The sequence below is a fragment of the Streptomyces sp. NPDC006283 genome (assembly GCF_040613325.1).
GTDB lineage: Bacteria > Actinomycetota > Actinomycetes > Streptomycetales > Streptomycetaceae > Streptomyces.
This window is the reverse complement of the sequence record NZ_JBEXRZ010000036.1, coordinates 20927-46570: the sequence shown is the minus strand read 5'-3', so window position 1 is coordinate 46570 and position 25644 is coordinate 20927. Positions and strand designations below refer to the sequence as shown.

Genomic DNA, 25644 nt, shown 5'->3' with positions numbered 1-25644 from the left:
GGCCCGGTCCTAACCTTGATCGGGCCGGGAAGAAGGGGCCTGATGCGCGACATCGAAGCACTGCTGGACGAGCTGCGCAGCCTCCCGGCGACCCGCCCGGCCGACGCCCGTGACCTCGAGGCGGTGCTCGCAACGGTCAGAAGCGCCGCAGGCCGCTGGGCGGATGTGATCTACGAGGTCCAGGAGTCGGCCAGGGGGCTTGTGGGACCGCGGGGTGAGGCCGCCCTGGAAGTCGCGTTCCGCAGGGCGGAGGAGTCGTATGTCGAGCTGGAGATCGCACTGAGCGACTGCGCCCGGTACACGGGCCGCTGACGCGCCCGCCCGGCCGCCCGGTGACCCTCGTCTCTACCGTCGGTAATCGCTCCTGCGTAGACTCACGCCACCTCCCCGAGTTCGCCGAGAGACGCTGGAGCGGACGACGATGTCTGCGGATCAAGCCCCACGCCGCGAGGTGGTCACCGGAGTGCCGCGCGGCACCCGGCGCCCGCCCGGTCATGCCCCGGCCCGCTCGGAGATCAGCGAGCAGACCACGCTCGGTACCACCTATGTCCGCTCCCTGATGCGCAGCCAGCTGCGGGCTGCCCTCTGTGCACTCGGCACGCTCGCCCTGCTCGTCGGTTCGCTGCCGCTGCTCTTCGCGCTCCCGGCTGCGCTCGGCGGCTCACCCGGCTCGCCCGAGCCCTTCGTCTGGACCGCTCTCGGCATCGCCGTATACCCGGTGATGTGGCTGACCGCACGCTGGTACGTGCGGCGGGCCGAACGGAACGAGCGAGACTTCACCCGGCTCGTCGAAGGACGCTGAGGGTGCCGCCCGGAGACGCCACGTGAACCAGACCTACGCGGTGACGGCTGTCACCGTCGTGGTGCTCGCCACCGTCCTCGTCGGCGCGCTCGGCCTGCGCATATCCCGCACCACCTCCGACTTCTACGTCGCCTCCCGCACGGTCAAACCAGGTCTCAACGCCGCGGCCATCAGCGGTGAGTACCTGTCCGCCGCGTCGTTCCTGGGCATCGCGGGACTGGTTCTCCTACAGGGTCCGGACATGCTCTGGTACCCGGTCGGCTACACCGCCGGCTACCTCGTCCTGCTGGTGCTGGTCGCCGCTCCGCTGCGGCGCTCGGGGGCGTACACCCTGTCCGACTTCGCCGAGGCCCGGCTGGAGTCGGCGCGGGTGCGCAGGCTCGCGAGCCTGTTCGTCGTCGGCATCGGCTGGCTGTACCTGCTGCCGCAACTGCAGGGCGCGGGCCTGACGCTGCAGATCCTCACCGGCGCTCCGGACTGGGTCGGCAGCGTCGTCGTGGCCGTCGTCGTCACCGGAGCGGTCGCCGCCGGCGGCATGCGCAGCATCACCTTCGTCCAGGCCTTCCAGTACTGGCTGAAGCTCACCGCCCTGCTGGTACCGGCACTGTTCCTCGTCGCGGCGTGGCTCGGCGACGACGCCCCGCGCGCCCGCTTCGACGCGCCCGCCGTCTTCCAGAAGCACACGGAGGTGCGCGTCGACGACACCGTCCGCGTCGACCTCGACGCTCCGCTGACGCTCACCGTCTCCGGCTCGGTCGACGGCATCCGCCACCATGAGAGGCCCGTCGCGCTCGACGAGGGAACGCACCGCATCGAGGCCGGCACGACCCTGCGGTTCCCGAAGGGCGCCGAAGTGCCGCAGCGGACGACGGAGGGCACCGATCCGCTCAGCTGGTCGCAGCCGCTGTCGGGGGGCCGGGACGGCTACCGGCTGTACGCGACGTACGGACTGATCCTGGCCACGTTCCTCGGCACCATGGGGCTTCCGCATGTCGCGGTCCGCTTCTACACCAGCCCGAACGGGCGTGCCGCCCGCCGTACCACCCTGGTCGTGCTCGGCCTGATCGGCGCGTTCTACCTGCTCCCGCCGGTCTACGGCGCGCTCGGGCGGATCTATGCCCCTGAACTCGCCCTGACCGGCGCCGCCGACGCAGCCGTCCTGATACTGCCGGAACGGATCGTCGGCGGGCTCGCCGGCGAACTGCTCGGCGCACTCCTCGCCGGGGGTGCGTTCGCCGCCTTCCTGTCCACCGCCTCCGGGCTCACCATGTCGGTGGCCGGCGTGATCACGCAGGACGTGCTGCCCTCGCGCGGTGTACGGCACTTCCGGCTTGCCACCCTGTCCGCCATGGCCGTGCCGCTCGCGCTGAGCGCGGTGGCGACCAATGTGCCCGTCGCCGACGCGGTCGGACTCGCCTTCGCCGTCTCCGCCTCCTCGTTCTGTCCGCTGCTGATTCTCGGCATCTGGTGGCGCGGGCTCACCCCGCCCGGGGCGGCCGCCGGCCTCGTCGTCGGCGGCGGCGCGGCACTGACCGCCGTGATGGCCACGCGCACCGGCCTCGCGCCCGAGGGCTGGGCGCACACGCTGATGGCCTGGCCCGCGGTCTGGTCGGTGCCGCTCGGATTCCTGACCATGGTGGCCGTCTCCCTGGCCACCCCGCGCCACATACCCGCCGGCGCGGCAGCCACCCTGGCCCGGCTGCATCTGCCGGAGGACCTCGTCGGGCGACCGCAGCACGAAGGAGCACCGCGATGACCGGGTACCACGACGACCGGCCGAGGGGCGCCACGACGAACGGCGAAGGGGTACCGGGATGACCGGCACCGGAGTGGCCGCGCTGGCCGCGGCGGGGGCCGTACTGCTGGCCGTCGGCATGGTGCTCGGCCGGATGACGGCCGGCCGCGGCGCACGCCCCGACCTCGATCTCGGCACGCCCGTGGAACGCGCCACCTTCCACACGCTGCACACCGCCTCTCTCGCCGCCCCGCCGCTGCGCGCGGGCCTCACGCAGGACACGGCCCGCAAGGCCGCCCGCCGGCTGCGTTCCCTGCTCGGCACGGAGGCGCTCTGCCTCACCGACCGCGAAGCGGTGCTCGCCTGGGACGGCCCAGGCGCGGAGCGCCACCGGCAGCAGGTGATGGCGCTCGTCGCCGAGATGCTCGACTCCGGGCGCAGCCAGAGCGTCCACTCCGAGTGCGACGACCTGGACTGCCCGCTGCGCTGGGTCGTCATCGCCCCCCTGACCGGCGAGGAAGGCGTGCTGGGGGCCCTGGTCGCCTACGGGTCACGGGAGTCCGCCGTCCTGGTGCGGGCCGCCACCGAGGTGGCCCGCTGGGTCTCCGTACAGCTGGAACTCACCGAGCTCGACCGGTCCCGCACCGCCCTGATCGAGGCCGAGATCCGGGCCCTGCGCGCGCAGATCTCCCCGCACTTCATCTTCAACTCGCTCGCCGCGATCGCGTCCTTCGTCCGCACCGACCCCGAGCGCGCCCGGGAACTCCTTCTCGAGTTCGCCGACTTCACCCGCTACTCCTTCCGTCGGCACGGCGAGTTCACCCAACTCGCCGACGAACTGCGCTCCATCGAGCAGTATCTGGCGCTGGCCGGGGCCCGTTTCGGCGACCGGCTGAAGGTCACGCTCCAGGTCGCCCCGGAGGTCCTGCCGGTGGCCCTGCCGTTCCTGTGCCTGCAGCCTCTCGTCGAGAACGCCGTCAAGCACGGGCTCGAGGACTCGAGGAACGAGTGCCGTGTCACGATCGCCGCCCAGGACGCGGGCGCGGAGGCGATGGTGACCATCGAGGACGACGGCGTGGGGATGGACCCGGACATCCTGCGCGGCATCCTCGCGGGGGAGCGCAGCACCTCGTCGGGCATCGGGCTGAGCAACGTCGACGAGCGACTGCGACAGGTGTACGGGGACGACTACGGGCTGGTCATCGAGACGGCCGTCGGCGCGGGCATGAAGATAACCGTCCGTATCCCCAAGTACCGGGCAGGCGTCCATTCGTCGGCGGGACCGCGCACCTGAGGTGCCCGGCGTTCACCACAGGTGGATGGCCAGGTGGCCGAGCGGCAGCCCCAATTCCCACGCCGGCGTCCACACCTGGGCGGCTTCGTCGGCGGCCGGTTCCGGGACGTGGGCCGGGTGCCACGGCTCGAGATTCCCCAGGTCGGTGGCGAGCAGTTGGGTGTCCCGCAGCCGGCGCCACGCCTCCGAGGCGAGCGTCAGGTCGGGATCCTCGCCGCCGCGGCGCATCCGCTCCGTCCTGGCGGCGAGTTGCCGCTGCACCCACTGCGGCCAGGGGTGCCCGTACGACGTCACCGTCAGCCAGTGGTCGATGCGCGCGGCCGTGCGGATGCCGGCGTGGGGGTCCGGTCCGTCGCAGAGATGGATGGTGAGCGCGAGTGTCTGCCGGCCGGCCCGGAATTCGAGCGAGCCGCTGTCGACCAGGGCGCCGTTGCGCATCATCTCGTCGGCCGTGTACTCCGCGCAGAGCCATGCCATGGGGACCGCGAGCCCGCCTCCGCTGGTGCCGTTCGTACTTTCGGGCTGCACTCTCCTCCACCCTCTTCCGTACGCCTGCGTTCGCGTCTCGACCACGAGCCTCCACCGACAAACACGGCCGGCGGCGCGTCTTTGCTCAACTGGCGCGTGACGTTTCGCATATGGCCGCCCGGTGGCCGTGACCCGTGGGGGAGGCGCTCATCACCGGTGTGCCCGGGGCGGAGGGGGCGGCGCGCCTGCTGTAGCCCGGCAGGCAGCGGGCGAGGGCGCGCAAGGCGTAGTGCGAGCGCGACTTGACGGTGCCCGGCGGAATGCCGAGGGCCTGGGCGGCCTCGTTCACGCTCAGACCGTGGAAGTAGATCTGGACGAGAACGGCGCGATGCTCGGGACTCAGTGACCCCACTGCCGCGCGCACATCGAGCGCGGCGACCGCGCTTTCGGTGACGTCCGCGGGGTCGGGCGTGGTGGCGAGCACACCGTCGCCGATCTCCGTGGGGCGGGCCAGGCGCGAGCGCCGGGCGTCGATCGCGAGCCGGCGAGCCACGGTGAAGAGCCAGGGGCGCATGGACTCGTAGGGGGCGTCGAAGGCCTCCGGGTGCTGCCAGGCCCGCACCAGCGTCTCCTGCACCAGGTCCTCGGCGCGCTGCTGGTCCCCGTAGGTCAGCCCGAGCAGAAAGCTCAGCAGTGCGGGCCCGTGCTCGCGCTGCAGATCCGCCAAGGTCCGCTCGTCGGTCGTCGCGGTCGCCATTGCCCACACCCTTCTCCCCGGAGGTCTGCTGCCACGTGGCGTATACGAACGCATCCCGGCGCGCGGCGACAGTCGGCGTACCGCTGTCGTCGACGAACGGTCGCACCGAGCGGCGAGTGGTGCGGTGAACGGTCAACCGGCCCGGCTGGCCCGATCGGAATTCACAGGTCCGTTGCGGTGACCGCGTCGGCTCGGTCGCTTGACTCGGCGGAGCCCGCACCTATGGATTCGATAGACATGCCGTTAATCACACAAATGGGAGGTGCGTCGACGATGACGCACACGAGACGCGCGCCACGGACCACGGTGGCTGTCTGTGCTGTGCTGCTCGCGGGAGCGGCGGGCTGCGCCGGGCTGCAGGACCCGGACCACCGCGCCGCACCCGGGAAAGGCTCCAGCGGCATCGCGCCCCCCGCCGCCGGGGCCGCATCCGCCCCGCGCGGCTTCACGCTCGTGGCCAGCGGGGACGTGATCCCGCACGGCTCGGTCATCAACCAGGCCGCCGAGGCGGGGCGCGGACGCGGCTACGACTTCCGCCCCATGCTCGCCGCCGTCGGCCCCGTCGTCTCCAGCGCGGACATCGCCGTCTGCCACATGGAGACGGTCTACGGTGCCAACGGCGAGTACACCGGCTTCCCCCTCTTCAAGTCGCCGCCCGAGATCGCCGAAGGGCTCGCCTCGGTCGGCTACGACTCCTGCTCCACCGCCTCCAACCACACCCTCGACGACGGGACCGCGGGGGTGTGGCGCACCCTGGACGCCCTGGACCACGCGGGCGTCCAGCACGTCGGTTCCGCCCGCACCCCCGAGGAGGCCGACCAGCCCGCCTGGCTCACCGCCGGGGGCGCCAAGGTGGCGCAACTCGCCTACACCTACGGCATCAACGGCTACCGGGTGCCCGCGGACCCGCCCTGGACCGTGAACCTCATCGACGAGCGGCAGATCATCGACGACGCTCGCGCCGCGCGGAGCGCCGGGGCCGATGTGGTCGTCGTCAGCCTCCACTGGGGCACCGAGTGGCAGACCGCCCCCGACCAGCGGCAGCTGGACCTCGGCCGGTCGCTCACCGCCTCCACCACCGCCGGACGCCCCGACATCGACCTGATCCTCGGTACCCACGCCCACGTCCCGCAGGCGTACGAGAAGGTCAACGGCACCTGGATCGTCTACGGCATGGGCGACCAGATCGCCGGTTCCATGATCAACCACCTCGGCGAACAGGACCCGCGCGGCAACGAGAGCTCCATCGCCCGCTTCACCTTCGCCCCGCCCGCCACCAGCAACGGCCGCTGGGAGGTCACGAAGGCCGAGTACATCCCGCAGTGGATGGACACGGTCGCAGGCCGCGTCGTCAACCTGCCGGACGCGATCCGCCGCGAGGGCCCGCGCGACGACTACGTCACCGCCCGCGCAACGATCAGCGACACCGTCCTCAGCCGCGGCGCAGCAGCGGACGGTCTGACCATGGGACGCTGAGAGCACGTCCGGGATCACGGGACGACGGTCACCGGCCGTCGATCACGGGACGACCGTCACCGGCCACCGCCCGGCCTTCACCAGCCGGACCGCGACCGATCCGACGATCCGGTGCCCGGCCGACTCGGAGGCACCCACCACCACGGCGTCCGCCTTGAGTTCGTCGGCCGCGGTGACCAGCCCGGAGTAGGGGTCGCCGCGGAAGGTGTGGAACTCCCAGCGCACGTCCCAAATGCCCCTGACCCGCTCCGCGGCCGCCCGGATCTCCGCGACCAGTTCCTCGGCGATCTCCCCCGTCGTGTCGGCGACCGGAACACCGAGGGCGGCGCCTGCGGGCATCACCGGCTGTACGTAGACGATCGCGAGCAGCGCGTTCTGCCGTCGGGCGAGACCGCTCGCATACGCCGCCGCCCGCAGGGACGAGTCGGAGCCGTCCAGGCCGACGACGATCACCTTCGGGCCGTCCGTGCCCCGTTCGAACCGGTGCGGCGAGTGTTCTGTCACACGAAAAGGCTATCCGCTCCACGGCGCCTGCCCGCTGTCAGCCCGGCCCGCGACGAACGGCGCCGCCCGCCCCGGCACTGCTCCCATCGGGTATTTTCCGCCGCGGAACCGGTGTTGATCAGACGGTCGTGGCAGTGGTCGTGCGAGCAGTTGGCCATGAAAGAGGATCAGCTGCTTCCGGGCCGCCGTTCGGTGTTCCGCATCGCCGCCTGTCTCGGCGCCGCCGCTGTCGGAGGCATGCTCGTCAGCGAGCGGGCCGAGGCCCCGGGACGCGCTCCCGCCGCCCCCGCGCCGGCTGGGGGCCCGGAGGTCGCCCGCCCGCCCCAGGCCGCTTCCTACCGGCTGCGGCCCATGACGGCCTACGCGCCGCCCGCACGGCAACGCGCCGCGCCGCCGGTGCGCAAGCGCCCCATCCTCGAGGTCCCCGCCAGGGGCCGCACCATGGTCCTCACCTTCGACGACGGTCCCGACCCCCGCTACACACCGGACGTGCTCGCCATCCTGCGCAAGCACGACGTGCGGGCGATGTTCTTCGTCTGCGGCGAGATGGCCACCGCCCACCGTGATCTGCTGCGGGAGATGGCCGGGGACGGCCATGTGGTGGGCAACCACACGTGGTCCCATCCGCTGATCCCCGAGCTGTCGTCGTCCAAGATCAACGATCAGCTGGGCCGTACGAGCGAGGTGATCGAGGAGGCGGTGGGCGAACCGCCGTTGTGGTACCGCGCCCCCTATGGTGCCTGGAACCGGCGCTCCTTCGAGATCGGCGCCGAGCTCGGCATGGAGCCGCTCGGATGGACCCTCGACACCCTCGACTGGGCGACTCCCGGCACCGGCACCATCGTCCGCCGGGTGCTCAAAGGCGCGGCACCGGGAGTGATCGTCCTCTCGCACGACGCGGGCGGCAACCGGACGCAGAGCGTCGCGGCGCTGCGAAGATACCTGCCGAAGCTGCTCGACAAGGGCTACCAGATCACCGTTCCCCGCCGTTGACCTCGGTCAGACGACCTTGACCATCCGGGCGAAGACGACCACGTTGCCGTCGTACCCGCCTGCCTTGGAGTAGCCACCGCCGCACGTGATCACGCGCAGCTCCGGCTGGCCGGTGTCGGCGTACACCCGTACGCCGGGGAAGTCGTTCTTGGCGAAGACCTCCACCCCGTACACCTCGAAGACGGCGACGCGGCCGTCGAAGCGAGGCACGTCGATGAGGTGGCCCGTCTTGACGGAACCGAGGCCGTAGAAGACGGCGGGGCCGGCCTGGTTGTCGACGTGCCCCACGATGACGGCGGTGCCCCGCTGACCCGGTGACACCCCGTTCTGGTACCAGCCCGCGAGGTTGGCGTCGTGCGGCGGCGGGGCCTCCACCCAGCCCTCCGGGTCCAGTCCCACGTTCACGATCGGGGCGTCCACCTTGATCGTCGGGATGCGCACCCGCGACGCCGGTGCGTACGGCAGCGGCTCCAGCGGTACGGGAAGGAACGTCTCGCCCACCCTTCCGTGGGACGCGGCGGCAGCCGGTTGCGGCGGCCCGAGGCCCACATCCACACCGTTCCTCACCATGGCAAGCCCGGTGAGCATGACAAGAGCCAGTACCCCCCAGGGCGAGCGTCTCCGCGTCTGAGAGCCGTACCTGTCCTGGCCCATGGTTCTCCCTTCGCGCATTTGTGGGCACGCTATGCGCGGTGCGCAAGTCCTGCGAGGGGGGAAGCGCGAACGGGTGGCAGGGGTGGTGGGCGCTGGCCCATCCGAGCATTTCGACCGATAAGCACTCTGACGGTCTGTGACCTGCGGCTCCGTCAGGAATGAGCTGCTCGGTCGGCGTGTCGCCTCACCGGGGTGGACCAAGCCCGAAATGCGTCGAACGCGTCACCCAGTGATGGTTCGTCATGGAAGACGTACTCGTCGAATATCCCGGAGCGCCGCTTTGGGGCGTCTTCCTTCTGGAGGTTCAACGATGCGTGCCTCACGCGCTCTCGCAGCGACGGTGACCGCCTGCGCGGCCGTCGGACTATGCGCTCCCATGGCGGTCGCCGGCGGCAGCAGCGGCCCCCGGAACGTCCGAGTCAGCCCGTCTTCCGTATTTCAGGGCGGCATCCTGACCATCCACGTCGACGGATGCCGCCGCGGCGGCGTCGTCAGCTCCAACGCGTTCCCGGACGCGTCGCTCTCCCCTGTCGGCGACCGAGGTTTCTACGGTCCCGGCGGTGTCCGGGCCGACGACGGGGGTTTCGGTGGCAACGGCGGTGATCGTGGCGACCGCGGGGGCAATGGTGGTGACGGCGGGGTGAACGGTGGGGGCAACGGCGGCAACGGGGGTGGTGGCCGGGGCGACAACGGTGGGGGCAACGGGGGTGACCGGGGTGACAGCAACGGTGGCGGCAATGGCGGCTTTGGCGGTGACCGGGGTGACAGCAACGGTGGCGGCAACGGTGGCTTTGGCGGTGACCGGGGTGACAGCAACGGTGGCGGCAATGGTGGCTTTGGCGGTGACCGGGGTGACAGCAACGGTGGCGGCAACGGTGGCTTTGGCGGTGACCGGGGTGACAACAACGGTGGCGGCAATGGCGGCTTTGGCGGTGACCGGGGTGACAACAACGGTGGCGGCAATGGCGGCTTCGGCGGCGACCGCGGCAACAACAACCGCGGCGACAACGGCGACCGCGGTGGCAACGGTGGCGACCGCGGGGGGAACGGTGGTGACCGGGGCGGCAACGACCGCGACCGTGGAAACGACCGCGACCGTAACAACGACCGAGACCGCCGCAACGACCGCGACCGCCGCAACGACCGCGACCGCGGGAACGGCGGCTTCGGCGGGGACGCCGCTTTCAGGGGCTTCGACGAGTCGGTTGCCACGGCCCGCGTGCGGAACAACGCGACTCCCGGCAACTACAGTCTGACCGTCAGGTGCCACGACAGCTCGCAGATCGCCAGGGCTTCGTTCAGGGTGCTCCGTGGTCGGGGAGCGGAGGGTGGTCTCGGTGGCTCCATCGGTCCGACCAAGGCCGAGATGGCGATCGGTGCCGGTCTGGTCGCCACGGCGGCCGTCGGCGGCAGCCTGTTCATCGTGCGCCGCCGCCGCACGATCGGAGAGGAGGCCTGACCGGCCGATGCTCCGAACGTCCGGTCACCCGACGACCGGCCGCAAACGCCCGCCGCCCCGAATCCTCGTCAGGACTCGGGGCGACGGGCGGTCGGTGCGGGGTGCGGAGCGGGTGGCGCCGTTGATGGGTGGGCAGCAGGGTCTGCGCGCCCATCACTGCTGGCGGTTGGACGACCGCCTGCGGATGATGACCACGGTCGCGGTGGCGGCTGCCACGACGAGAGCGCTGCCGGCGGCGATCTCCGCCGCGTTCAGCTCCTTGAAGCCGCCGCCCACGCCGCCGCGAACACCCTGAGGCGGGGTGGTCGTGGTCGAGCGGGCGGAGGGGGCTGCGGCCCCGCCGGCGATGGTGAGGTCGAGGGTCCCGACCCGGCCGATGCAGTTGAACTGCACCGAGTACACGGCGCCCGGTGTGGCGTCCCAGTCGACGGTGGCCGTGGCCGCGCCGTTGCGGGGGATGGTGACGGTGTCGAAGACACCGGAGGTGACCGTGGTGCTGCTGGGGCAGCCGCCCGCGGTCAGAGTGATGCGCCCGCCCGCGGCGACGGTCGAGGGCGTGACTTCGAAGTCGTACGGTGTGTTGTTGACGGCCGCAGCCGAGGGGGCCGTCAGTGCGAGTGCGGCCGCTCCGAGCAGAGCGGCGGATGCGGCACGTATCGTGCGCATGGTCGTCCTCCGGTCCCGAGGAGCAGTCGCGGAACGATTTCCGCAGGGGTCGGAAAGTGCACCTCGATCACCGAAACGCTAAGAGCGGCTCCGGTCACCCGCGATTGGTGTAGGGCAAACGGGTCATCTTTCTGATCCGGCCAGGTGAACCTGCCGCCAGGGTGTTACATCAGGTGCGGTGGCGCATGAGATCGGGCGCCGCGTCGTAGATCCGCTCGAGCATCGAACGTCGCTGCAGTACTGCGAGAGCCTCGCCGACGAGTTCGCTCAGCGGGTACGTGAGCTCGGCCTCGAAGGCGGTGGCCGCCGCCGCGGTCGCCTGCCACTCGGCGTCCAGTGCCGGCAGCAGCGCCTCGGCCTTCGCAGTGAGGGAGGCGATGCGCCTGCGTCCGTCCCTGCCCGGGCCGACCGTGGCGAAACCTTCCTTGACGAGCTGGGCGACCGTCTGGCTCGCCGCCGAATGGGTCACGCCGGTCGCCGCTGCCAGGTCCTGGATGGAGCTCGCGCCTTCGGCCGCCAGAATGCGCAGAACCGGCACGTAGCGCGGGCGCATTCCTTCGAGGCCGAGTCCGTCGTAAACGGCCGTGACGTCCGCCTCGAGAGCTGAGAGCAGGAGGCGCAGGCGGGTGCCGAGCATCTCAGGGCCCGGGCGGGTGCCGGCGGGGCCGGAGTCGGGGCTCGTGGAGGGCATGCGCCTAATATAACAGCGCTGTTGTATCTTTCGGAGAGTCTGCGTGGCAGATCGGACCCCCGAGAGGACATCGTCTTGGCAGAGCTGTATCCGCCGATCGAGCCGCACGAGCAGGGGATGCTCGACGTGGGCGACGGAAACCTCGTCCACTGGGAGGTCTGCGGCAACCCGCTGGGCAAGCCCGCGCTCGTCGTCCACGGCGGGCCCGGTTCCGGCTGCAACCCCCGTATGCGCCGGTACTTCGACCCGGAGGCCTACCGGGTCGTGCTGTTCGACCAGCGTGGCTGCGGACGGAGCACTCCGCACGCGGCCGACCCGGCCGCCGACATGAGCCTCAACACCACGGAACATCTGCTCGCCGACATGGAACGGCTGCGCGAGCACCTCGGGATCGAGCGCTGGCTCCTTTACGGCGGCTCGTGGGGGTCCACGCTGCTGCTGGCATATGCGGAACGCCATCCTCGGCGGGTCTCGGAGATAGTCGTCAACGGCGTGACCACAACACGGCGACGGGAGATCGACTGGCTCTACCGGGGAGTGGGCCGCTTCTTCCCGGAGCAGTGGGACCGTTTCCGCGCCGGCGTACCGGAGGCGGGGAGCAGCGGCGACCTCGTCGCCGCGTACGCGCGCCGTATGGAAAGCCCCGACCGGACGGTACGGGAGAACGCGGCCGACGAGTGGTGTCGCTGGGAGGACGCCGTCCTGTCCCTGGAGCCGAACGGCGGGCCGGACCCCTACAGCGGCAGGCCCTCGGAAGCGCGGCTCGCCCTGGTGCGGATCACCGCGCATTACTTCGCGCACGGGGCATGGCTGGAGGAGGGGGCACTGCTGCGCGGTGCCGGGCGGCTGAATGGAATTCCCGGAGTGCTTCTCCACGGCCGTCTCGATCTCAGTTCACCGCTCGAGACCGCGTGGGAACTCGGCCGCAGCTGGACCGACGCGGAACTGGTGGTCGTGGACGACTCCGGGCACAAGGGGAGTGCCACGATGCGCGAGCGGGTGCTCGGCGCTCTGGAACGGTTCCGGTACGCCCAGTGACGTGAGTGCTTCATGGGGCAGTTGAGATCCGGCCAATTCTGCGGCCGCTCCTCGTGGGGTGAATTCACCTGGTGGAACCAGGATTCGACCATTCGCGGTCAGGACGCCGAAGATTTTTTCAAACACGTTGAACACCCGTCACCCTCCCGTCCGTACCTAGGGCCATGAACGGCGCTCCCAGGCGCCGGAACCAGTTGGATGAACTACGGGAGTGGACATGAACACCTGGCGGAACGCCTCGCTCGCGGTGACTGCGGCGGCCGTACTCGCGCTGACGACGGCGTGCGGTCAGGAAAAGGGCAACGAAACCCCCAACGGCCAGGCGGTCGGCGCCGCCAACCCCGCACAGCCCGGCAACGGTTACGGCTCCGAGGCCGGTTACGGCTCCGAAGCGGGCGGCGAGGCGGCGGCCGCCAAGCCTGCGGGACAGCTCGCGGTCTGGGAGAGCAAGGACTTGGGCGAGGTCCTCGCCGACAGCGAAGGCCTCACGCTCTACCGTTTCGACAAGGACACCGCCAAGCCGCCGAAGTCGAATTGCGAAGGCGACTGCGCCAAGGCGTGGCCCATCGTGGCCGCGGGCGGAGCCAGTGCCGCCCCCGGCGTGGACCCGTCGCTGCTCGGTGAGATCACGAGGGCGGACGGTACGAAGCAGCTCACCATCGACGGCTGGCCGATGTACCGCTACGCCAAGGACACCAAGGCGGGCGACGTCAAGGGCCAGGGTGTCGGCGGTACTTGGTACGCGGCGGCCCCCGACGGCAAGAAGGCCGCTCCCGGCGCGGCCGGGGAGTCCGGTGAGGAGACGGGCGACGAGGGCACCGAGCCCGCTGATCTGGCCGGTCTGTCCGTGCGCAAGGACCCCAAGCTCGGTGAGATCGTGGTCGACAAGAACGGCATGACCGTCTACCGCTTCATGAAGGACTCCGCCTGGCCCATGAAGACGGCCTGCACCGGAGACTGCCTCAAGAAGTGGCCGGTCGTGGAGCCCGTCGACAAGAACGACACCGTCGGAATCCTCAAGAAGGGCTTCGTCACCTTCGACCGCCCCGACGGGATCGAGCAGCAGACCATCGACTGCTGGCCGATCTACACCTTCGCGGGCGACTCCAAGCCGGGTGACACCAACGGCCAGGGTGTCGGCGGCACCTGGTACGCCGTATCGCCGGAGGGCAAGCCGGTCGGAGCGCCCAAGTAGTCCCCACGCTGCGCCTCCGGCAGGCGTCGGCCCGCGACACGCCCCCGCGCGTGACGCGGGACCGACGCATGTGCGGCGGGAGTGTGCCGAGAGGGTGTGACGCGGGCGGATGACGACGGCTCGTGACGACCACGTGTGACCAAGAACGGACCGCGAATTTCCGTTTGGGGTCGCCCTCTTGGCGGGCGATCAGTAGCCTCGGCTCGAACGCCGGCCATGGTCATGGCCGAACTCCCCCGTGGCGACTAGTTGGAGACATCGATGGAGCGTCCGGCCTGGGCCCCGCAAGGCATCGACATATCGGTGCCGAGCGTGTCCCGCATTTACGACTTCTACCTGGGCGGATCGCACAATTTCGAGGTCGACAGGGAGGCCGCGCGCAAGGCCATGGAGTTCCTCCCGGGACTCCCCAAGATCATGCAGGCGAACCGTGCCTTCATGCGCCGGGCGGTCAATTACGCGGTGGCGGAGGGCGTCACTCAGTTCCTCGACATCGGCTCCGGCATTCCGACGTTCGGGAATGTCCACGAAGTCGCCCGCAAGGCCGCTCCCGAGGCCCGGGTGCTCTACGTCGACCACGACCCCGTGGCGGTCGCCCACAGCCGCGCCGTGCTCGAAGGCGACGAGCAGTCGGACGTCGCCGCCGCCGATCTGCGCAAGCCGCGCCAGATACTCGACAGCCCCGAAGCCGGGCTGCTCGACCTGGAACGGCCGGTGGCGCTGCTCCTCGTTGCCGTGCTGCACTTCCTCGAGGACGAGGACGATCCCCGGGCGGCGGTGGCCGAACTGCGCGACGCACTGGCCCCCGGCAGCCTGATCCTCCTCACCCACGCCTCCTACGAGGGCATTCCGGTGCCGGCCGAACGGGCCGGCGGGGCGGTCGAGGTCTACCGCGACATCCGCAACCCGCTGGTGATGCGTTCGCGCGAGATCGCTGCGTTCTTCGACGGGTTCACCATGGTCGAACCGGGCCTGGTGTCCATGCCGCGCTGGAGGCCCGAGGGGCCCGTCGACCAGGAGGACCCATTCGCCTTCTCCGGCTTCGCCGGGGTGGGGCGAAAGGCGTGAAGCAGACGTCACAGACGGCCGCGGCCACGGACGGCCAGGACGCCCTGGACGACCGGATCAGGCGGTTCGCGACGATCTGGAGCCGGGCCATCTTCCCGGCCACGGCCACGTCGATGACCCGTCCCGAGTTCGAACAGCATCTGCTGCCGCTTGCCCGCGAGTTGAACGAGGCGCTGCACGCCCGCCCGTTCACCGCACAGCCCGCCCACGGTGTGGGCGCCGCACTGGTCCGCGCACACTGCACCGACCCGGACGCGCTCAGCCGCACGCTCGGAGTCGTCGATGCGTATCTGGTGCTGTACTGCGGCGACCCGGAGCAGAGCACGGAGGAGCACCGGGCGCGCTGTGCACGGCTGCAGCACGCGCTCGCCGCGGGCTTCGCCCAGGCCCTGCGGGAGCGCACGCTGGCCGAACAGGAGGCCATCGCCCGCTCGTCGCTGCTGGCACGCAGCGAGGCGCTGCAGGCCATGCACGCCACGGAGGCCCGCTTCCGAGCGGTCTTCGAGGGCGCCGCGATCGGTATCGGGATCGCCGATCTCGAGGGCAACGTGCTCGAGGTCAACGACACCCTGACCCAGATGTTCGGCGGACTCGAGAACCACGTCCGCGGCCGCAAGGTCACCGACTGGGCGCACCCCGAGGACCGGCCGCAGGTGTGGGAGCTCTACCGGGAGCTGGTGAACGGGGAGCGCGAGCACTACCGGGTCGAGAAGCCGTTCTACCGCAACGACGGCACCGCCCTGTGGACCAATCTGACCGTCTCCCTGCTGCGTGACGCCGACGGCCAACCGCAGTACCAGCTGGCACTGTTGGAGGACACCACGGAGCGCCGGCTGCTCAATCTGCGGCTGCGGTACGAGGCCACGCACGACGCACTGACCGGCCTGCCCAACCGCACCCTGTTCTTCGAGCGTCTGGAGAAGGCGGTCGGCGCGGGGAACGGCGCCCGTTTCGGGCTGTGCTACCTCGACCTCGACGGCTTCAAGACCATCAACGACAGCCTCGGCCACGCCACCGGCGACCGGCTGCTGGTGGAGGTCGCGGACCGGCTGCAGAGCTGTGCCACCGCGCCGGGCGAGATGGTCGCCCGCCTCGGCGGCGACGAATTCGTCGCGCTGACCACCGGGCCCGACACCCAGCGCGAGGTCGACGAGCTCGCCGCCCGCATCCTCGGCGCCCTGGCCACCCCGATCTGCGTGGACGGGCGGGAGTTCACGGTACGCGGCAGCATCGGCATCGTCGAGGGACCGGCCGGCGAGCGGACCGGCGCCGAGGTGCTGCGCAGCGCCGACATCACCATGTACCGGGCCAAGTCGGCGGGCGGCAACCGCTACGAGCGCGCCGACCCGGAGGCCGACGCCCGTGTCATCACGCGGCACGGGCTGACCAACGCGCTGCCCGCCGCCCTGGAGCGCGGTGAGTTCTTCATCGAGTACCAGCCGCTGGTGCACCTCGGGGACGGCAGCGTGCACGGCGCCGAGGCGCTGGTGCGCTGGTGCCATCCGCAGCACGGGGTGCTCGGGCCCGACCGGTTCATACCGCTCGCGGAGCGCACCGGGCTGATCGTGCCGCTGGGCCGCTGGGTGTTGGAAGAGGCCGTACGCCAGGCCCGGTTCTGGCAGAAGCGGCACTCCGACGGTGGGCCGCTGCGGATCAACGTCAACCTCTCGCCCGCCCAGCTCCAGCATCCCGGGCTGGTGACCGACACCGTCGAAGTCCTCGAGCGGTCGGGCCTCGAGCCGGGCGCGCTGTGCCTGGAGGTCACGGAGTCGGCGCTCATCGGCGCCGACGAGGATCTGCTCAAGCCGCTGCGGCAGCTCGCGGAGATGGGCGTGGACATCGCGCTCGACGACTTCGGCACCGGGTACTCCAACCTTGCCAATCTGCGGCGGCTGCCGGTGAGCGTGCTCAAGCTGGACCGTTCGTTCACCCAGGGCATGCAGCGACACCCCGCCGATCCCGTCGACCTCAAGATCGTCGAGGGCATCGTCTCACTGGCGCACAGCCTGGAACTCGCCGTCACGGTGGAGGGCGTGGAGACCGGAGCGCAGGCCGAACAGCTGCGTGAGATCGGCTGCGACACCGCCCAGGGCTGGTACTACGCCAGGCCCGGCGCTCCGGACCGGATCCACACGCTGGTCCTGGCCGACGCGGTCTGACGTCAAGGTGCCGCCCGCGCGGCCAGCAGCAGCCGCTGCAACTCGCGGGCGGCACGGGGCGGGGCGACGTCGCTGCGGTGCGCGAGAGCGATGGTGCGGCGCAGACCGGGGCGGGCGAGCGGGGTGACCCGCAGATCGCCGCCGGCCCGCTCTGCGACCATGCTGGGCACGACGGCGACGCCGAGGCCCGCCCGTACGAATCCCAGTACGGCGTCCATCTCACCGCCCTCCACCGTGAACGAGGGCTCGAAACCCTCGGCGCGGCAGGCCGCCACCGTCAGCTCCCGCAGGTCGTAGCCGTGCCGGAACATCACGAGCGGCTGGCCCGCGAGGTCGGCGATCCGCACCGGGCTGCGTGGGGGCTGCGAACCGGGGGAGGACACCACGACGAGGTCCTCCTGGAGCAGTTCGACCGTGGTGAGCGCCGGCGCCGGTGTCGGCAGCGGCAGGACGACCAGCGCCAGGTCGAGAGAGCCGCGCGCCAGCTCCCGTACGAGATCGTGCGAGCCGGACTCCTCGATCAGCAGCTCGATCCCGGGATGCCTGTCGTGGAAGGCGCGCAGCACTTCGGGCAGCAGGCCGGTGCACAGGCTGGGGGTGGCGCCCAGCCGCACCCGGCCGCGGCGCAGCTGGGCCAGTTCCTGGACCTCGCGACGGGCTGTGTCGGTGTCGGCGAGGATGCGGCGGGCCAGCGGCAGCAGGGCCTCGCCGGCGTCGGTGAGGGCGATGTTGCCGCGCGCCCTGCCGAACAGGTCGGCACCCAGCTCCTTCTCCAGCGCCCGGATCTGCTGGGAGAGGGAGGGCTGTGACACGTGGACGCGTTCGGCGGCGCGGGTGAAGTGGCGCGTCTCCGCCACGGCGACGAAGTAGAGGAGCTGCTGGAACTGCATGCGCCCAGTTTAAAGGTGCCATAGGTGGAGCCTATGAAGATGAGCCGGATCATGTCTTGGACCTCTGGACCGGTGCGGCCCTAGCGTCGACGGCATGGCTCTGGCAACGAGGACGGACCGGGATCCGTCCAGGACGGACCAGCACCCGTCCAAGAGGAACCGGCAACCCGAGAGGGACCGGCAGGCGTCCGTTCTGCGGCTGTTCTGGCGGTCCACCCTCGGCAAGAAGACGGTCATGGCCGTCAGCGGTCTGATCATGCTCGGCTATCTCGTCGCCCACATGATGGGCAACCTCAAGATCTTCTTCGGCCCGGACGAGTTCAACGCCTACGGCCACTGGCTGCGCACCATGGGTGCCCCCGTGCTGCACTACTCGTGGGGGCTGTGGCTGGTGCGCGTGGTCCTGCTCCTCGCGGTCGTCGGCCACGCCGTCTCCGCCTACCAGCTCAGCCGGCGCGACATCAAGGCGCGTCCGGCCAAGTACGTCCACAAACGACCTCGTTCGAGCTACGCCACCCGCACCATGCGCTGGGGCGGCGTCATCGTCGGACTCTTCATCGTCTGGCACCTGCTGGATCTGACGACGCTCACCGTGAACGAGAACGCCCAGGCCGGCCACCCGTACGAGAACGTCGTCGCCACGTTCTCGACCTGGTACGGCAACACCGTCTACATCGTCGCGATGCTCGCCGTCGGACTGCACATCCGCCACGGCTTCTGGAGCGCCGCGCAGACCCTCGGGGTGGGCAGTGCCACCCGCGAGCGCATTCTCAAGGCCGCCGCCCACGGGCTGGCGCTCGTGCTGACGGCCGGTTTCGTCTCCGTGCCCGTCGCCGTCATGACCGGATGGGTGAGCTGACATGCACCACGACTACGCAGAGTACGAGACCGGCGCACCGATCGCCGACACCAAGGCCCCCGACGGGCCGATCGCGGAACGCTGGGACAAACGCCGCTTCGAGGCGAAGCTGGTCAACCCCGCCAACCGCCGCAAGCACACCGTCATCGTCGTCGGCACCGGCCTCGCCGGCGGGGCGGCCGGCGCCACGCTCGCCGAACAGGGCTACCACGTAGAGCAGTTCTGCTACCAGGACTCGCCACGACGCGCCCACTCCATCGCCGCCCAGGGCGGGATCAACGCCGCCAAGAACTACCGCAACGACGGCGACTCCGTACACCGCCTCTTCTACGACACCGTCAAGGGCGGCGACTTCCGCGCCCGCGAGTCAGGCGTCCACCGCCTCGCCCAGATCTCCGTCGAGATCATCGACCAGTGCGTGGCCCAGGGCGTGCCGTTCGCCCGCGAGTACGGGGGACTGCTCGACACCCGGTCCTTCGGCGGCGTCCAGGTCTCCCGCACCTTCTACGCCCGCGGCCAGACCGGCCAGCAACTCCTCCTCGGTGCCTACCAGGCGCTCTCCCGCCAGATCGCAGCCGGCACCGTCACGATGCACGCCCGCACCGAGATGCTCGACCTGATCGTCGTCGACGGGCGCGCCCGCGGCATCGTCGCCCGCGACCTGGTCACGGGCGAGATCTCCACGTACTTCGCCGACGCGGTGGTGCTCGCCACCGGCGGCTACGGCAACGTCTTCTATCTTTCGACGAACGCCATGAACTCCAACGCGACCGCGATCTGGCGCGCCCATCGGCGCGGCGCGTACTTCGCCAACCCCTGCTTCACCCAGATCCACCCCACCTGCATCCCGCGCACCGGCGACCACCAGTCCAAGCTGACGCTGATGAGCGAGTCGCTCCGCAACGACGGCCGCATCTGGGTGCCGAAGGCCCGCGGCGACGCCCGGCCGCCGAACGAGATCCCCGAGAACGAGCGCGACTACTACCTCGAGCGCATCTACCCCTCCTTCGGCAACCTCGTGCCACGCGACATCGCCTCACGCGCCGCGAAGACCGTCTGCGACGAGGGACGCGGCGTCGGCCCCGGCGGGCAGGGCGTCTACCTGGACTTCACCGACGCCATCGCCCGGATGGGCCGGGCCAAGGTCGAGGAGAAGTACGGCAACCTCTTCGAGATGTACGAACGGATCACCGCGGAGAACCCGTACGAGGTTCCGATGCGCATCTACCCGGCCGTGCACTACACGATGGGCGGACTGTGGGTCGACTACGACCTGCAGACCACCGTCCCCGGCCTCTTCGCCATCGGCGAGGCCAACTTCTCCGACCACGGCGCAAACCGCCTCGGCGCCTCGGCGCTGATGCAGGGCCTGGCCGACGGCTACTTCGTCCTGCCGGCCACGATCAACGACTATCTCGCGCGCGGTGGCTTCGCCCCTGTCGACGCCTCGCATCCCGAGGTCACCGCGGCCGTCGCGGAGACCGAGGACCGGCTGAATCTGCTCCTCGCCGTCGACGGCGACCGCACCCCCGACTCCTTCCACCGGGAGATCGGCGAACTCATGTGGGAGTTCTGCGGAATGGCCCGCACCGACGCGGGGCTGCGCAAGGCGCTCGCGCGGATCCCGCAGCTCCGCGAGGAGTTCTGGCGGCGCATCAAGGTCCCCGGCACCGGTGAAGAGTTCAACCAGTCGCTGGAGAAGGCCAACCGCATCGTCGACTACCTCGAGCTCGCCGAACTCATGTGCCTCGACGCCCTGCACCGCTCGGAGTCCTGCGGCGGCCACTTCCGCGAGGAGTCCCAGACCGCCGACGGCGAAGCCGCCCGCCGGGACGAGGAGTTCGGCTACGCCGCCGCCTGGGAGTTCACGGGCTCCGCGCCGGTACTGCACAAGGAAGACCTCGTCTTCGAGTACGTCCACCCCACCCAGCGGAGCTATGCATGAAGCTCGAACTGCGCGTCTGGCGCCAGCAGAACGCCGACGCCCCCGGCGCCATGACCACCTACGTCGTCGACGGCATCTCCTCCGACATGTCGTTCCTGGAGATGCTCGACACCCTCAACGAGGACCTCATTCTGCGGGGCGAGGAGCCGGTCGCCTTCGACCACGACTGCCGTGAAGGCATCTGCGGCGCCTGCTCGCTGGTCATCAACGGCGAAGCCCACGGCCCGGAGCGCACCACCACCTGCCAGCTCCACATGCGCTCCTTCCGCGACGGCGACACCATCGACATCGAGCCGTGGCGGGCGGCCGCCTTCCCCGTCGTGAAGGATCTCGTCGTCGACCGCTCCGCCTTCGACCGGATCATCCAGGCGGGCGGCTACATCAGCGCCCCCACCGGCTCCGCCCCCGACGCGCACGCCACCCCGGTCCCCAAGCCGGACGCCGACTCGGCGTTCGAGCACGCCGAGTGCATCGGCTGCGGGGCGTGCGTCGCGGCCTGCCCCAACGGCTCGGCGATGCTCTTCACCTCCGCGAAGGTCAACCACCTCAATGTGCTGCCCCAGGGAGCACCCGAGCGCGAGACCCGGGTGCTCGAGATGGTCGCCACCATGGACGACGAGGGCTTCGGCGGATGCACCCTCACCGGGGAGTGCGCCACTGCGTGTCCCAAGGGCATCCCGCTTCCGTCGATCGCGGCCATGAACAGGGAGTGGCTGCGGGCGACCCGCAAGGCCAAGCGCTAGGGTCTTTCGTTTGGATCAGGCCGGATCAGTGTGGGGGTCCCCCCACACTGATGGGCGTACCCCCGGGCCGCGCCCCTGGGCCGTGGTCTACGGCGGCCCCCACGTCGGCACCATGACATCCGGCGCGAGCCGGCCGCCCCTGCCACCTCGTCCTCGTCCGACGTCACTTCCGCACAGTCCTGTTGAGGTACCGGTCCCGCTCCCGGCACGGTCCGCGGACGTACCCCAATCGGACCGCCCCGGAGGATCAGCCCCCGTCGCCCCGCAAGGCTCTGGCCAGGTACGGAGCCGTGCGGCTGCCCTGCGTGCGTGCCACCTCGGCCGGGGGGCCGGCCGCCACGATCCGGCCGCCCTCGTTGCCCCCTCCCGGGCCCAGATCGATCACCCAGTCCGCGCCCGCCACCACGTCCATGTCGTGCTCGACCACGACCACCGTGTGGCCCGCGTCCACCAACCCGTGCAACTGGCGCATCAGCACCTCGACATCGGCCGGATGCAGCCCCGTCGTCGGCTCGTCCAGCACGTACAGCGTGTGACCGCGGCGCAGCCGCTGGAGCTCCGTCGCCAGTTTGATGCGCTGCGCCTCGCCGCCCGACAGTTCCGTCGCGGGCTGGCCGAGCCGCAGATAGCCGAGGCCCACGTCGAGCAGCGAACGCAGGCTGCGTGCCGCCGCCGGGACGTCGGTGAAGAAGTCCGCTGCCGTCTCCACCGTCAGGTCGAGCACCTCCGCGATGTTCAGGCCCTCGTGGCGGACTTGCAGCGTCTCCTCGTTGTAGCGGGCGCCGCCGCAGTCCGGGCAGGGTGCGTACGTACTGGGCAGGAACAACAACTCCACGGAGATGAAGCCCTCCCCCTGACAGGTCTCGCACCGGCCGCCGACCACGTTGAAGGAGAAGCGGCCGGCCCTGTAGCCACGCTCGCGCGCCTCCCCGGACGCGGCGAAGATCTTGCGGACCACGTCGAACAGCCCGGTGTAGGTGGCGAGGTTGGAGCGCGGGGTGCGGCCGATCGGCTTCTGGTCCACCGTCACCAGGCGCTGCACGCCGGGCAGTTCCGCGGTGACCGAACCGACCAGCGTCGACTTCCCGGAGCCCGACACACCCGTCACCGCGGTCAGCACCGAAAGGGGCAACCTGGTGGTGAGCCCGCGCAGGTTGTGGCGGGTGAGCGGCCCGAGGGCCAGGTGGCCGGACGGTGCACGCGGGGTACGCGCGGCGGGCGGGCCGGCGTCCAGGAGGAAGCGGCGGGTCGCCGACTCGGCCACCTGGGCGAGCTGGTCAGGGGGGCCGCTGTGCAGCACCCGCCCGCCGTGCTCCCCCGCCAGCGGTCCCACATCGACGAGCCAGTCCGCGTGCCGGACCACACCGAGGTGGTGCTCCACCACGAAGACGGAATTGCCGCCCGCCTTGAGCCGGTCGAGGACGACCAGCAGGGCCTCCGTGTCGGCCGGGTGCAACCCCGCCGACGGCTCGTCGAGGACGTAGACGACACCGAACAGCCCCGAGCGCAGATGGGTTGCCAGCCGTAGCCGCTGCAACTCGCCGCTGGAGAGCGTGGGGGTGGCCCGGTCCAGACTCAGATAGCCCAGGCCCAGATCGGCCACCGTGGCGATACGCGCCAGCAGGTCCGCGGTCAGCACCCGAGCCGTCTCGCCACCCGCCGCTTCCTCCAGCACCCCGGCGAGCGCGGTCAGCGGCAGTTCGGCCAGCTCGGCGATCGTACGACCCGCGAAGGTCACCGCCAGTGCCGCCGGCCGCAGTCTGCTGCCGCCGCACGACGGACACGGCTCGCTGGTCAGGAACCGTTCGGCCCTGGCGCGCAGCGTGGCGCTCCTGGAGTCCGCGAACGTGTGCAGCACATGGCGCCGTGCGCCCGTGTACGTGCCCTGGTAAGGACGTTGAATGCGGCCCGCCTCGCGGACCGGGTGCACCGTGACGACCGGCTGCTCGTCCGTGAACAGGATCCAGTCCCTGTCCTTCCGCTCCAGCTCCCGCCACGGCCGGTCGACGTCGTAACCGAGTGCGTCCAGCACGTCGCGCAGGTTCTTGCCCTGCCACGCTCCGGGCCAGGCCGCGATCGCGCCCTCGCGGATCGACAGCGACGAGTCGGGCACGAGCAGTTCCTCCGTGGTGCTGTGCACCCGGCCCAGACCGTGGCACCGGGGGCAGGCGCCGGCGGCCGTGTTCGCCGAGAAGGCGTCCGAGTCGAGCCGCGGAGCGCCGTCCGGGTAGTCGCCTGCCCGCGAGAACAGCATGCGCAGCGAGTTGGAAAGAGTGGTGACCGTGCCGACGGAAGACCGCGACGTGGGGGAGGAGCGGCGCTGTTCCAGCGAGACCGCCGGGGGCAGACCGGTGATCTCACCGACCTTGGGCGCGCCCACCTGGTGGATCAGCCGGCGGGCGTACGGCGCGACGGACTCGAAGTAGCGGCGCTGCGCCTCGGCATAGATCGTGCCGAAGGCCAGGGAGGACTTCCCGGAGCCGGAAACGCCCGTGAACACGACCAGGGCGTCACGCGGAATGTCGACGTCGACGCCGCGCAGGTTGTGCTCCCGGGCGCCGCGGACGCGCACGTAAGGGTCGTGGGAGTTGTGCATAAGGGACGATTCTAGATGTCGGCGCTGGTCAGGCCGCCTCGGCGGAGAGTCCGGCGATACGGGCGAGCCGCCGCAGACAGTCCAACAGCGCCGCACGGTCGTACGTACTCGTCGTCACCAGCACCTCGTCGGCGCCGCTCTCCTTGACCACCGTCTCCAGCGCGTCGGCGACCTGTTCCTCGGTGCCGGCGATGTGGCCCACGAGACCCGACTCGTAGAACCCGCGCTCCTTGGCGGTCATGCCGCTCCGCTCCAGCGCCTCGATCCGCTCGGGCGGCAGCAGCGGCGGGAAGGAGCCGTGGGTGCGGGAATACGCCATCGACCACGCCTCCGGCATCAGCAGCCGGCGCGCCTCCTCCTCGGTCGCCGCGACAGCGACGGTCCCGGCGACGACCACGTACGGCCGCTCGGACCAGGTGGACGGCCGGAAATCCCGCCGGTAGCCCTCGACCGCCGCGAGCAGCCGGTCCCTGCCGCGCAGATCACCGATCACCAGCGGCAGCCCGGCGCGCGCCGCGATCCCGGCGCCCTCGCCGGTGGCCAGCAGATACGGCGGTATCCGCAGGCCCTCCGAGGGACGGGCGTGGACCTGCGGATGCACACTCTGGCCGCCGGTGAACCAGCCGAGCAGCTCGTCGAGCTGCGCCGCGAAATCCTCGGCGTCCTTCTTGTCGCGGCCCAGGGCCCGGCGGATGCCGTCGGTGAAGCCGACGGAGCGGCCGAGACCCATGTCGATCCGGCCGGGGAACAGGGACTCCAGCACACCGAACTGCTCCGCCACCACCAGCGGTTGATGGTTGGGCAGCATGACCCCGCCGGTCCCGACCCGGATCGTCGACGTCGCGGCGGCCACAGCGGCCGCGAGCACGGTCGGCGCGGAACCGGCGACGCCGGGGACGCTGTGATGCTCCGAGACCCAGAATCGGTGGTAGCCGAGCGCCTCGACCTGCTGGGCGAGGCGCACGGTGTCGCGCAGCGCGGCAGGGCCGTCGAACCCCTCGCGCGTGCGGGAACGGTCGAGCACGGACAGGCGGGCCGATGCGATCAATGAGCTCACATCCCGTTCAACGCCCTCGGGCGGTGAGGATTCCCCGGCGTCACCCCGCCCGGGACGTGCCCGCCTTAGGGCGAAAGACCCTAGGGTGGTCGGCGTGACACGCAGGAACAGGCCCCTGGCCGTATTCGATCTCGACGGCACGCTCTCCGACTCCGGGCACCGTCAGCATCTGCTGGAGCGCACACCGCGGGCGTGGGACGCCTTCTTCGACGCCGCCCCCGAGGACCCGCCGCTCGCCGAAGGGGTGGCGTTGTGCCTGCGTGCCGCGCAGGAGTGCGAGGTGCTCTATCTGACGGGCAGGCCGGAGCGGTGCAGAGCGGACACCGTGGAGTGGCTCGCGGCCCAGGGACTGCCCGAGGGGCGGCTCTTCATGCGGCGCAACGACGACCGGCGGCCGGCGCGCAGGACAAAGCTGGAGATCCTTCGGCGGCTCGGCCGCGACCGGGAGATCAGCATGCTGGTCGACGACGACGAGCTGGTCTGCCAGGACGCGGAGCGCGCCGGGTTCCGGGTGGTGCGGGCACGCTGGGGAGCCGCGAGTACGACCCCCGCGATGCGGGAGGCCCAGGAACGCGAGGGCCGCACCTGAGGCTCC

24 protein-coding genes are annotated in these 25644 nt (G+C 70.8%); 15 read left to right on the top strand and 9 right to left on the bottom strand.

Translation table 11 applies throughout. The features are described 5' to 3' along the window. From ABZ070_RS10885 to ABZ070_RS10870, 4 genes are all read left to right on the top strand, one after another. A partial coding sequence (locus ABZ070_RS10885) for a hypothetical protein (protein ID WP_356632196.1) occupies positions 1–312 on the top strand: 312 nt, incomplete at its 5' end. Positions 313–421: 109 nt separating this feature from the next. After that, complete coding sequence (locus ABZ070_RS10880) at positions 422–802, top strand: hypothetical protein (protein ID WP_356632194.1); 381 nt, start codon at positions 422–424, stop codon at positions 800–802. A gap of 22 nt (positions 803–824) precedes the next feature. Further along, a complete protein-coding gene (locus tag ABZ070_RS10875) occupies positions 825–2558 on the top strand; it encodes a cation acetate symporter (RefSeq protein ID WP_356632192.1) in 1734 nt (577 codons plus the stop codon). A 58-nt stretch (positions 2559–2616) separates the two neighbouring features. Continuing rightward, entirely contained in the window at positions 2617–3831 is a 1215-nt protein-coding gene (locus ABZ070_RS10870; RefSeq protein WP_356632190.1) for a histidine kinase, read from the top strand. A 12-nt stretch (positions 3832–3843) separates the two neighbouring features. On the opposite strand, the gene ABZ070_RS10865 is transcribed toward ABZ070_RS10870, so the two are convergent. Next, positions 3844–4359: a hypothetical protein gene (locus ABZ070_RS10865; protein ID WP_356632188.1), complete on the bottom strand. Its 516-nt coding sequence runs from the start codon at positions 4357–4359 to the stop codon at positions 3844–3846. A gap of 85 nt (positions 4360–4444) precedes the next feature. Beyond that, on the bottom strand, positions 4445–5056 hold the full coding sequence (locus tag ABZ070_RS10860) for a sigma-70 family RNA polymerase sigma factor (protein ID WP_356632186.1): 612 nt from the start codon (positions 5054–5056) through the stop codon (positions 4445–4447). Between the two features lie 273 nt (positions 5057–5329). Here ABZ070_RS10860 and ABZ070_RS10855 point away from each other — a divergent pair, with 273 nt between their 5' ends. After that, positions 5330–6532 carry a CapA family protein gene (locus tag ABZ070_RS10855; RefSeq protein WP_356632184.1) on the top strand — a complete coding sequence of 401 codons (1203 nt, stop codon included), beginning with the start codon at positions 5330–5332 and terminating at the stop codon, positions 6530–6532. A gap of 42 nt (positions 6533–6574) precedes the next feature. Here ABZ070_RS10855 and ABZ070_RS10850 read toward each other — a convergent pair whose 3' ends face one another. Beyond that, positions 6575–7036 (bottom strand): universal stress protein, encoded by a 462-nt coding sequence (locus ABZ070_RS10850; RefSeq protein WP_356632182.1) that lies wholly within the window; start codon positions 7034–7036, stop codon positions 6575–6577. Positions 7037–7192: 156 nt separating this feature from the next. Between ABZ070_RS10850 and ABZ070_RS10845 the strand changes: the two genes are divergently transcribed. Beyond that, complete coding sequence (locus ABZ070_RS10845) at positions 7193–8029, top strand: polysaccharide deacetylase family protein (protein ID WP_356632180.1); 837 nt, start codon at positions 7193–7195, stop codon at positions 8027–8029. Between the two features lie 6 nt (positions 8030–8035). On the opposite strand, the gene ABZ070_RS10840 is transcribed toward ABZ070_RS10845, so the two are convergent. Continuing rightward, positions 8036–8683, bottom strand: a complete 648-nt coding sequence (locus tag ABZ070_RS10840) for a class F sortase (RefSeq protein ID WP_356632178.1) — start codon at positions 8681–8683, stop codon at positions 8036–8038. Between the two features lie 376 nt (positions 8684–9059). Here ABZ070_RS10840 and ABZ070_RS10835 point away from each other — a divergent pair, with 376 nt between their 5' ends. Further along, the gene (locus ABZ070_RS10835) at positions 9060–10142 is read left to right on the top strand and encodes a hypothetical protein (protein WP_356632176.1); all 1083 of its coding nucleotides are present in this window, start codon (positions 9060–9062) and stop codon (positions 10140–10142) included. Positions 10143–10295: 153 nt separating this feature from the next. Here the strand turns inward: ABZ070_RS10835 and ABZ070_RS10830 are convergent, their stop codons facing one another. After that, positions 10296–10808, bottom strand: a complete 513-nt coding sequence (locus tag ABZ070_RS10830; RefSeq protein ID WP_356632174.1) for a hypothetical protein — start codon at positions 10806–10808, stop codon at positions 10296–10298. Positions 10809–10977: 169 nt separating this feature from the next. Continuing rightward, complete coding sequence (locus ABZ070_RS10825; protein WP_356632172.1) at positions 10978–11499, bottom strand: MarR family transcriptional regulator; 522 nt, start codon at positions 11497–11499, stop codon at positions 10978–10980. 75 nt (positions 11500–11574) lie between these two features. Here ABZ070_RS10825 and pip point away from each other — a divergent pair, with 75 nt between their 5' ends. The 4 genes from pip (at position 11575) to ABZ070_RS10805 (ending at position 16959) form a co-directional block, all read left to right on the top strand. Beyond that, on the top strand, positions 11575–12537 hold the full coding sequence (pip, locus tag ABZ070_RS10820; RefSeq protein ID WP_356632170.1) for a prolyl aminopeptidase: 963 nt from the start codon (positions 11575–11577) through the stop codon (positions 12535–12537). Between the two features lie 217 nt (positions 12538–12754). Then, positions 12755–13732, top strand: a complete 978-nt coding sequence (locus ABZ070_RS10815; protein WP_356632168.1) for an SCO0930 family lipoprotein — start codon at positions 12755–12757, stop codon at positions 13730–13732. 261 nt (positions 13733–13993) lie between these two features. Then, positions 13994–14800: an SAM-dependent methyltransferase gene (locus ABZ070_RS10810; protein ID WP_356632166.1), complete on the top strand. Its 807-nt coding sequence runs from the start codon at positions 13994–13996 to the stop codon at positions 14798–14800. Then, entirely contained in the window at positions 14797–16959 is a 2163-nt protein-coding gene (locus ABZ070_RS10805) for an EAL domain-containing protein (RefSeq protein ID WP_356632164.1), read from the top strand. The genes ABZ070_RS10810 and ABZ070_RS10805 overlap by 4 nt, the downstream gene beginning before the upstream one ends. A 2-nt stretch (positions 16960–16961) precedes the next feature. Here the strand turns inward: ABZ070_RS10805 and ABZ070_RS10800 are convergent, their stop codons facing one another. After that, entirely contained in the window at positions 16962–17849 is an 888-nt protein-coding gene (locus tag ABZ070_RS10800; protein WP_356632162.1) for a LysR substrate-binding domain-containing protein, read from the bottom strand. Positions 17850–17943: 94 nt separating this feature from the next. On the opposite strand from ABZ070_RS10800, the gene ABZ070_RS10795 reads away from it, so the two are divergent. The 3 genes from ABZ070_RS10795 to ABZ070_RS10785 are packed head-to-tail and all read left to right on the top strand — an operon-like array spanning position 17944 to position 21396. Beyond that, positions 17944–18708 carry a succinate dehydrogenase gene (locus tag ABZ070_RS10795; protein ID WP_356632160.1) on the top strand — a complete coding sequence of 255 codons (765 nt, stop codon included), beginning with the start codon at positions 17944–17946 and terminating at the stop codon, positions 18706–18708. 1 nt (position 18709) lies between these two features. Then, a complete protein-coding gene (locus ABZ070_RS10790) occupies positions 18710–20653 on the top strand; it encodes a fumarate reductase/succinate dehydrogenase flavoprotein subunit (RefSeq protein ID WP_356632158.1) in 1944 nt (647 codons plus the stop codon). Beyond that, positions 20650–21396, top strand: coding sequence for a succinate dehydrogenase/fumarate reductase iron-sulfur subunit (locus tag ABZ070_RS10785; protein WP_356632156.1), 747 nt, complete (start codon positions 20650–20652; stop codon positions 21394–21396). Before ABZ070_RS10790 ends, ABZ070_RS10785 begins: the two co-directional genes overlap by 4 nt. A 247-nt stretch (positions 21397–21643) precedes the next feature. Here the strand turns inward: ABZ070_RS10785 and ABZ070_RS10780 are convergent, their stop codons facing one another. Together ABZ070_RS10780 and ABZ070_RS10775 are read right to left on the bottom strand one after the other, a co-directional pair. Next, positions 21644–23992: an excinuclease ABC subunit UvrA gene (locus tag ABZ070_RS10780; protein ID WP_356632154.1), complete on the bottom strand. Its 2349-nt coding sequence runs from the start codon at positions 23990–23992 to the stop codon at positions 21644–21646. A gap of 28 nt (positions 23993–24020) precedes the next feature. After that, positions 24021–25049, bottom strand: a complete 1029-nt coding sequence (locus ABZ070_RS10775) for an MsnO8 family LLM class oxidoreductase (RefSeq protein ID WP_356632152.1) — start codon at positions 25047–25049, stop codon at positions 24021–24023. 94 nt (positions 25050–25143) lie between these two features. On the opposite strand from ABZ070_RS10775, the gene ABZ070_RS10770 reads away from it, so the two are divergent. Beyond that, positions 25144–25638, top strand: a complete 495-nt coding sequence (locus ABZ070_RS10770; RefSeq protein ID WP_356632150.1) for a hypothetical protein — start codon at positions 25144–25146, stop codon at positions 25636–25638. The last annotated feature ends 6 nt before the right edge of the window (positions 25639–25644 follow it).

Excerpts from the sequence above, each read along its gene's own strand:
- ABZ070_RS10880 (WP_356632194.1), top strand. The coding sequence starts at position 422 with ATGTCTGCGGATCAAGCCCCACGCCGCGAGGTGGTCACCGGAGTGCCG.
- ABZ070_RS10870 (WP_356632190.1), top strand. The coding sequence starts at position 2,617 with ATGACCGGCACCGGAGTGGCCGCGCTGGCCGCGGCGGGGGCCGTACTG.
- ABZ070_RS10860 (WP_356632186.1), bottom strand. The coding sequence starts at position 5,056 with ATGGCGACCGCGACGACCGACGAGCGGACCTTGGCGGATCTGCAGCGC.
- ABZ070_RS10855 (WP_356632184.1), top strand. The coding sequence starts at position 5,330 with ATGACGCACACGAGACGCGCGCCACGGACCACGGTGGCTGTCTGTGCT.
- ABZ070_RS10845 (WP_356632180.1), top strand. The coding sequence starts at position 7,193 with ATGAAAGAGGATCAGCTGCTTCCGGGCCGCCGTTCGGTGTTCCGCATC.
- ABZ070_RS10840 (WP_356632178.1), bottom strand. The coding sequence starts at position 8,683 with ATGGGCCAGGACAGGTACGGCTCTCAGACGCGGAGACGCTCGCCCTGG.
- ABZ070_RS10835 (WP_356632176.1), top strand. The coding sequence starts at position 9,060 with ATGGCGGTCGCCGGCGGCAGCAGCGGCCCCCGGAACGTCCGAGTCAGC.
- ABZ070_RS10830 (WP_356632174.1), bottom strand. The coding sequence starts at position 10,808 with ATGCGCACGATACGTGCCGCATCCGCCGCTCTGCTCGGAGCGGCCGCA.
- ABZ070_RS10825 (WP_356632172.1), bottom strand. The coding sequence starts at position 11,499 with ATGCCCTCCACGAGCCCCGACTCCGGCCCCGCCGGCACCCGCCCGGGC.
- ABZ070_RS10815 (WP_356632168.1), top strand. The coding sequence starts at position 12,755 with ATGAACACCTGGCGGAACGCCTCGCTCGCGGTGACTGCGGCGGCCGTA.
- ABZ070_RS10810 (WP_356632166.1), top strand. The coding sequence starts at position 13,994 with ATGGAGCGTCCGGCCTGGGCCCCGCAAGGCATCGACATATCGGTGCCG.
- ABZ070_RS10800 (WP_356632162.1), bottom strand. The coding sequence starts at position 17,849 with ATGCAGTTCCAGCAGCTCCTCTACTTCGTCGCCGTGGCGGAGACGCGC.
- ABZ070_RS10795 (WP_356632160.1), top strand. The coding sequence starts at position 17,944 with ATGGCTCTGGCAACGAGGACGGACCGGGATCCGTCCAGGACGGACCAG.
- ABZ070_RS10790 (WP_356632158.1), top strand. The coding sequence starts at position 18,710 with ATGCACCACGACTACGCAGAGTACGAGACCGGCGCACCGATCGCCGAC.
- ABZ070_RS10785 (WP_356632156.1), top strand. The coding sequence starts at position 20,650 with ATGAAGCTCGAACTGCGCGTCTGGCGCCAGCAGAACGCCGACGCCCCC.
- ABZ070_RS10780 (WP_356632154.1), bottom strand. The coding sequence starts at position 23,992 with ATGCACAACTCCCACGACCCTTACGTGCGCGTCCGCGGCGCCCGGGAG.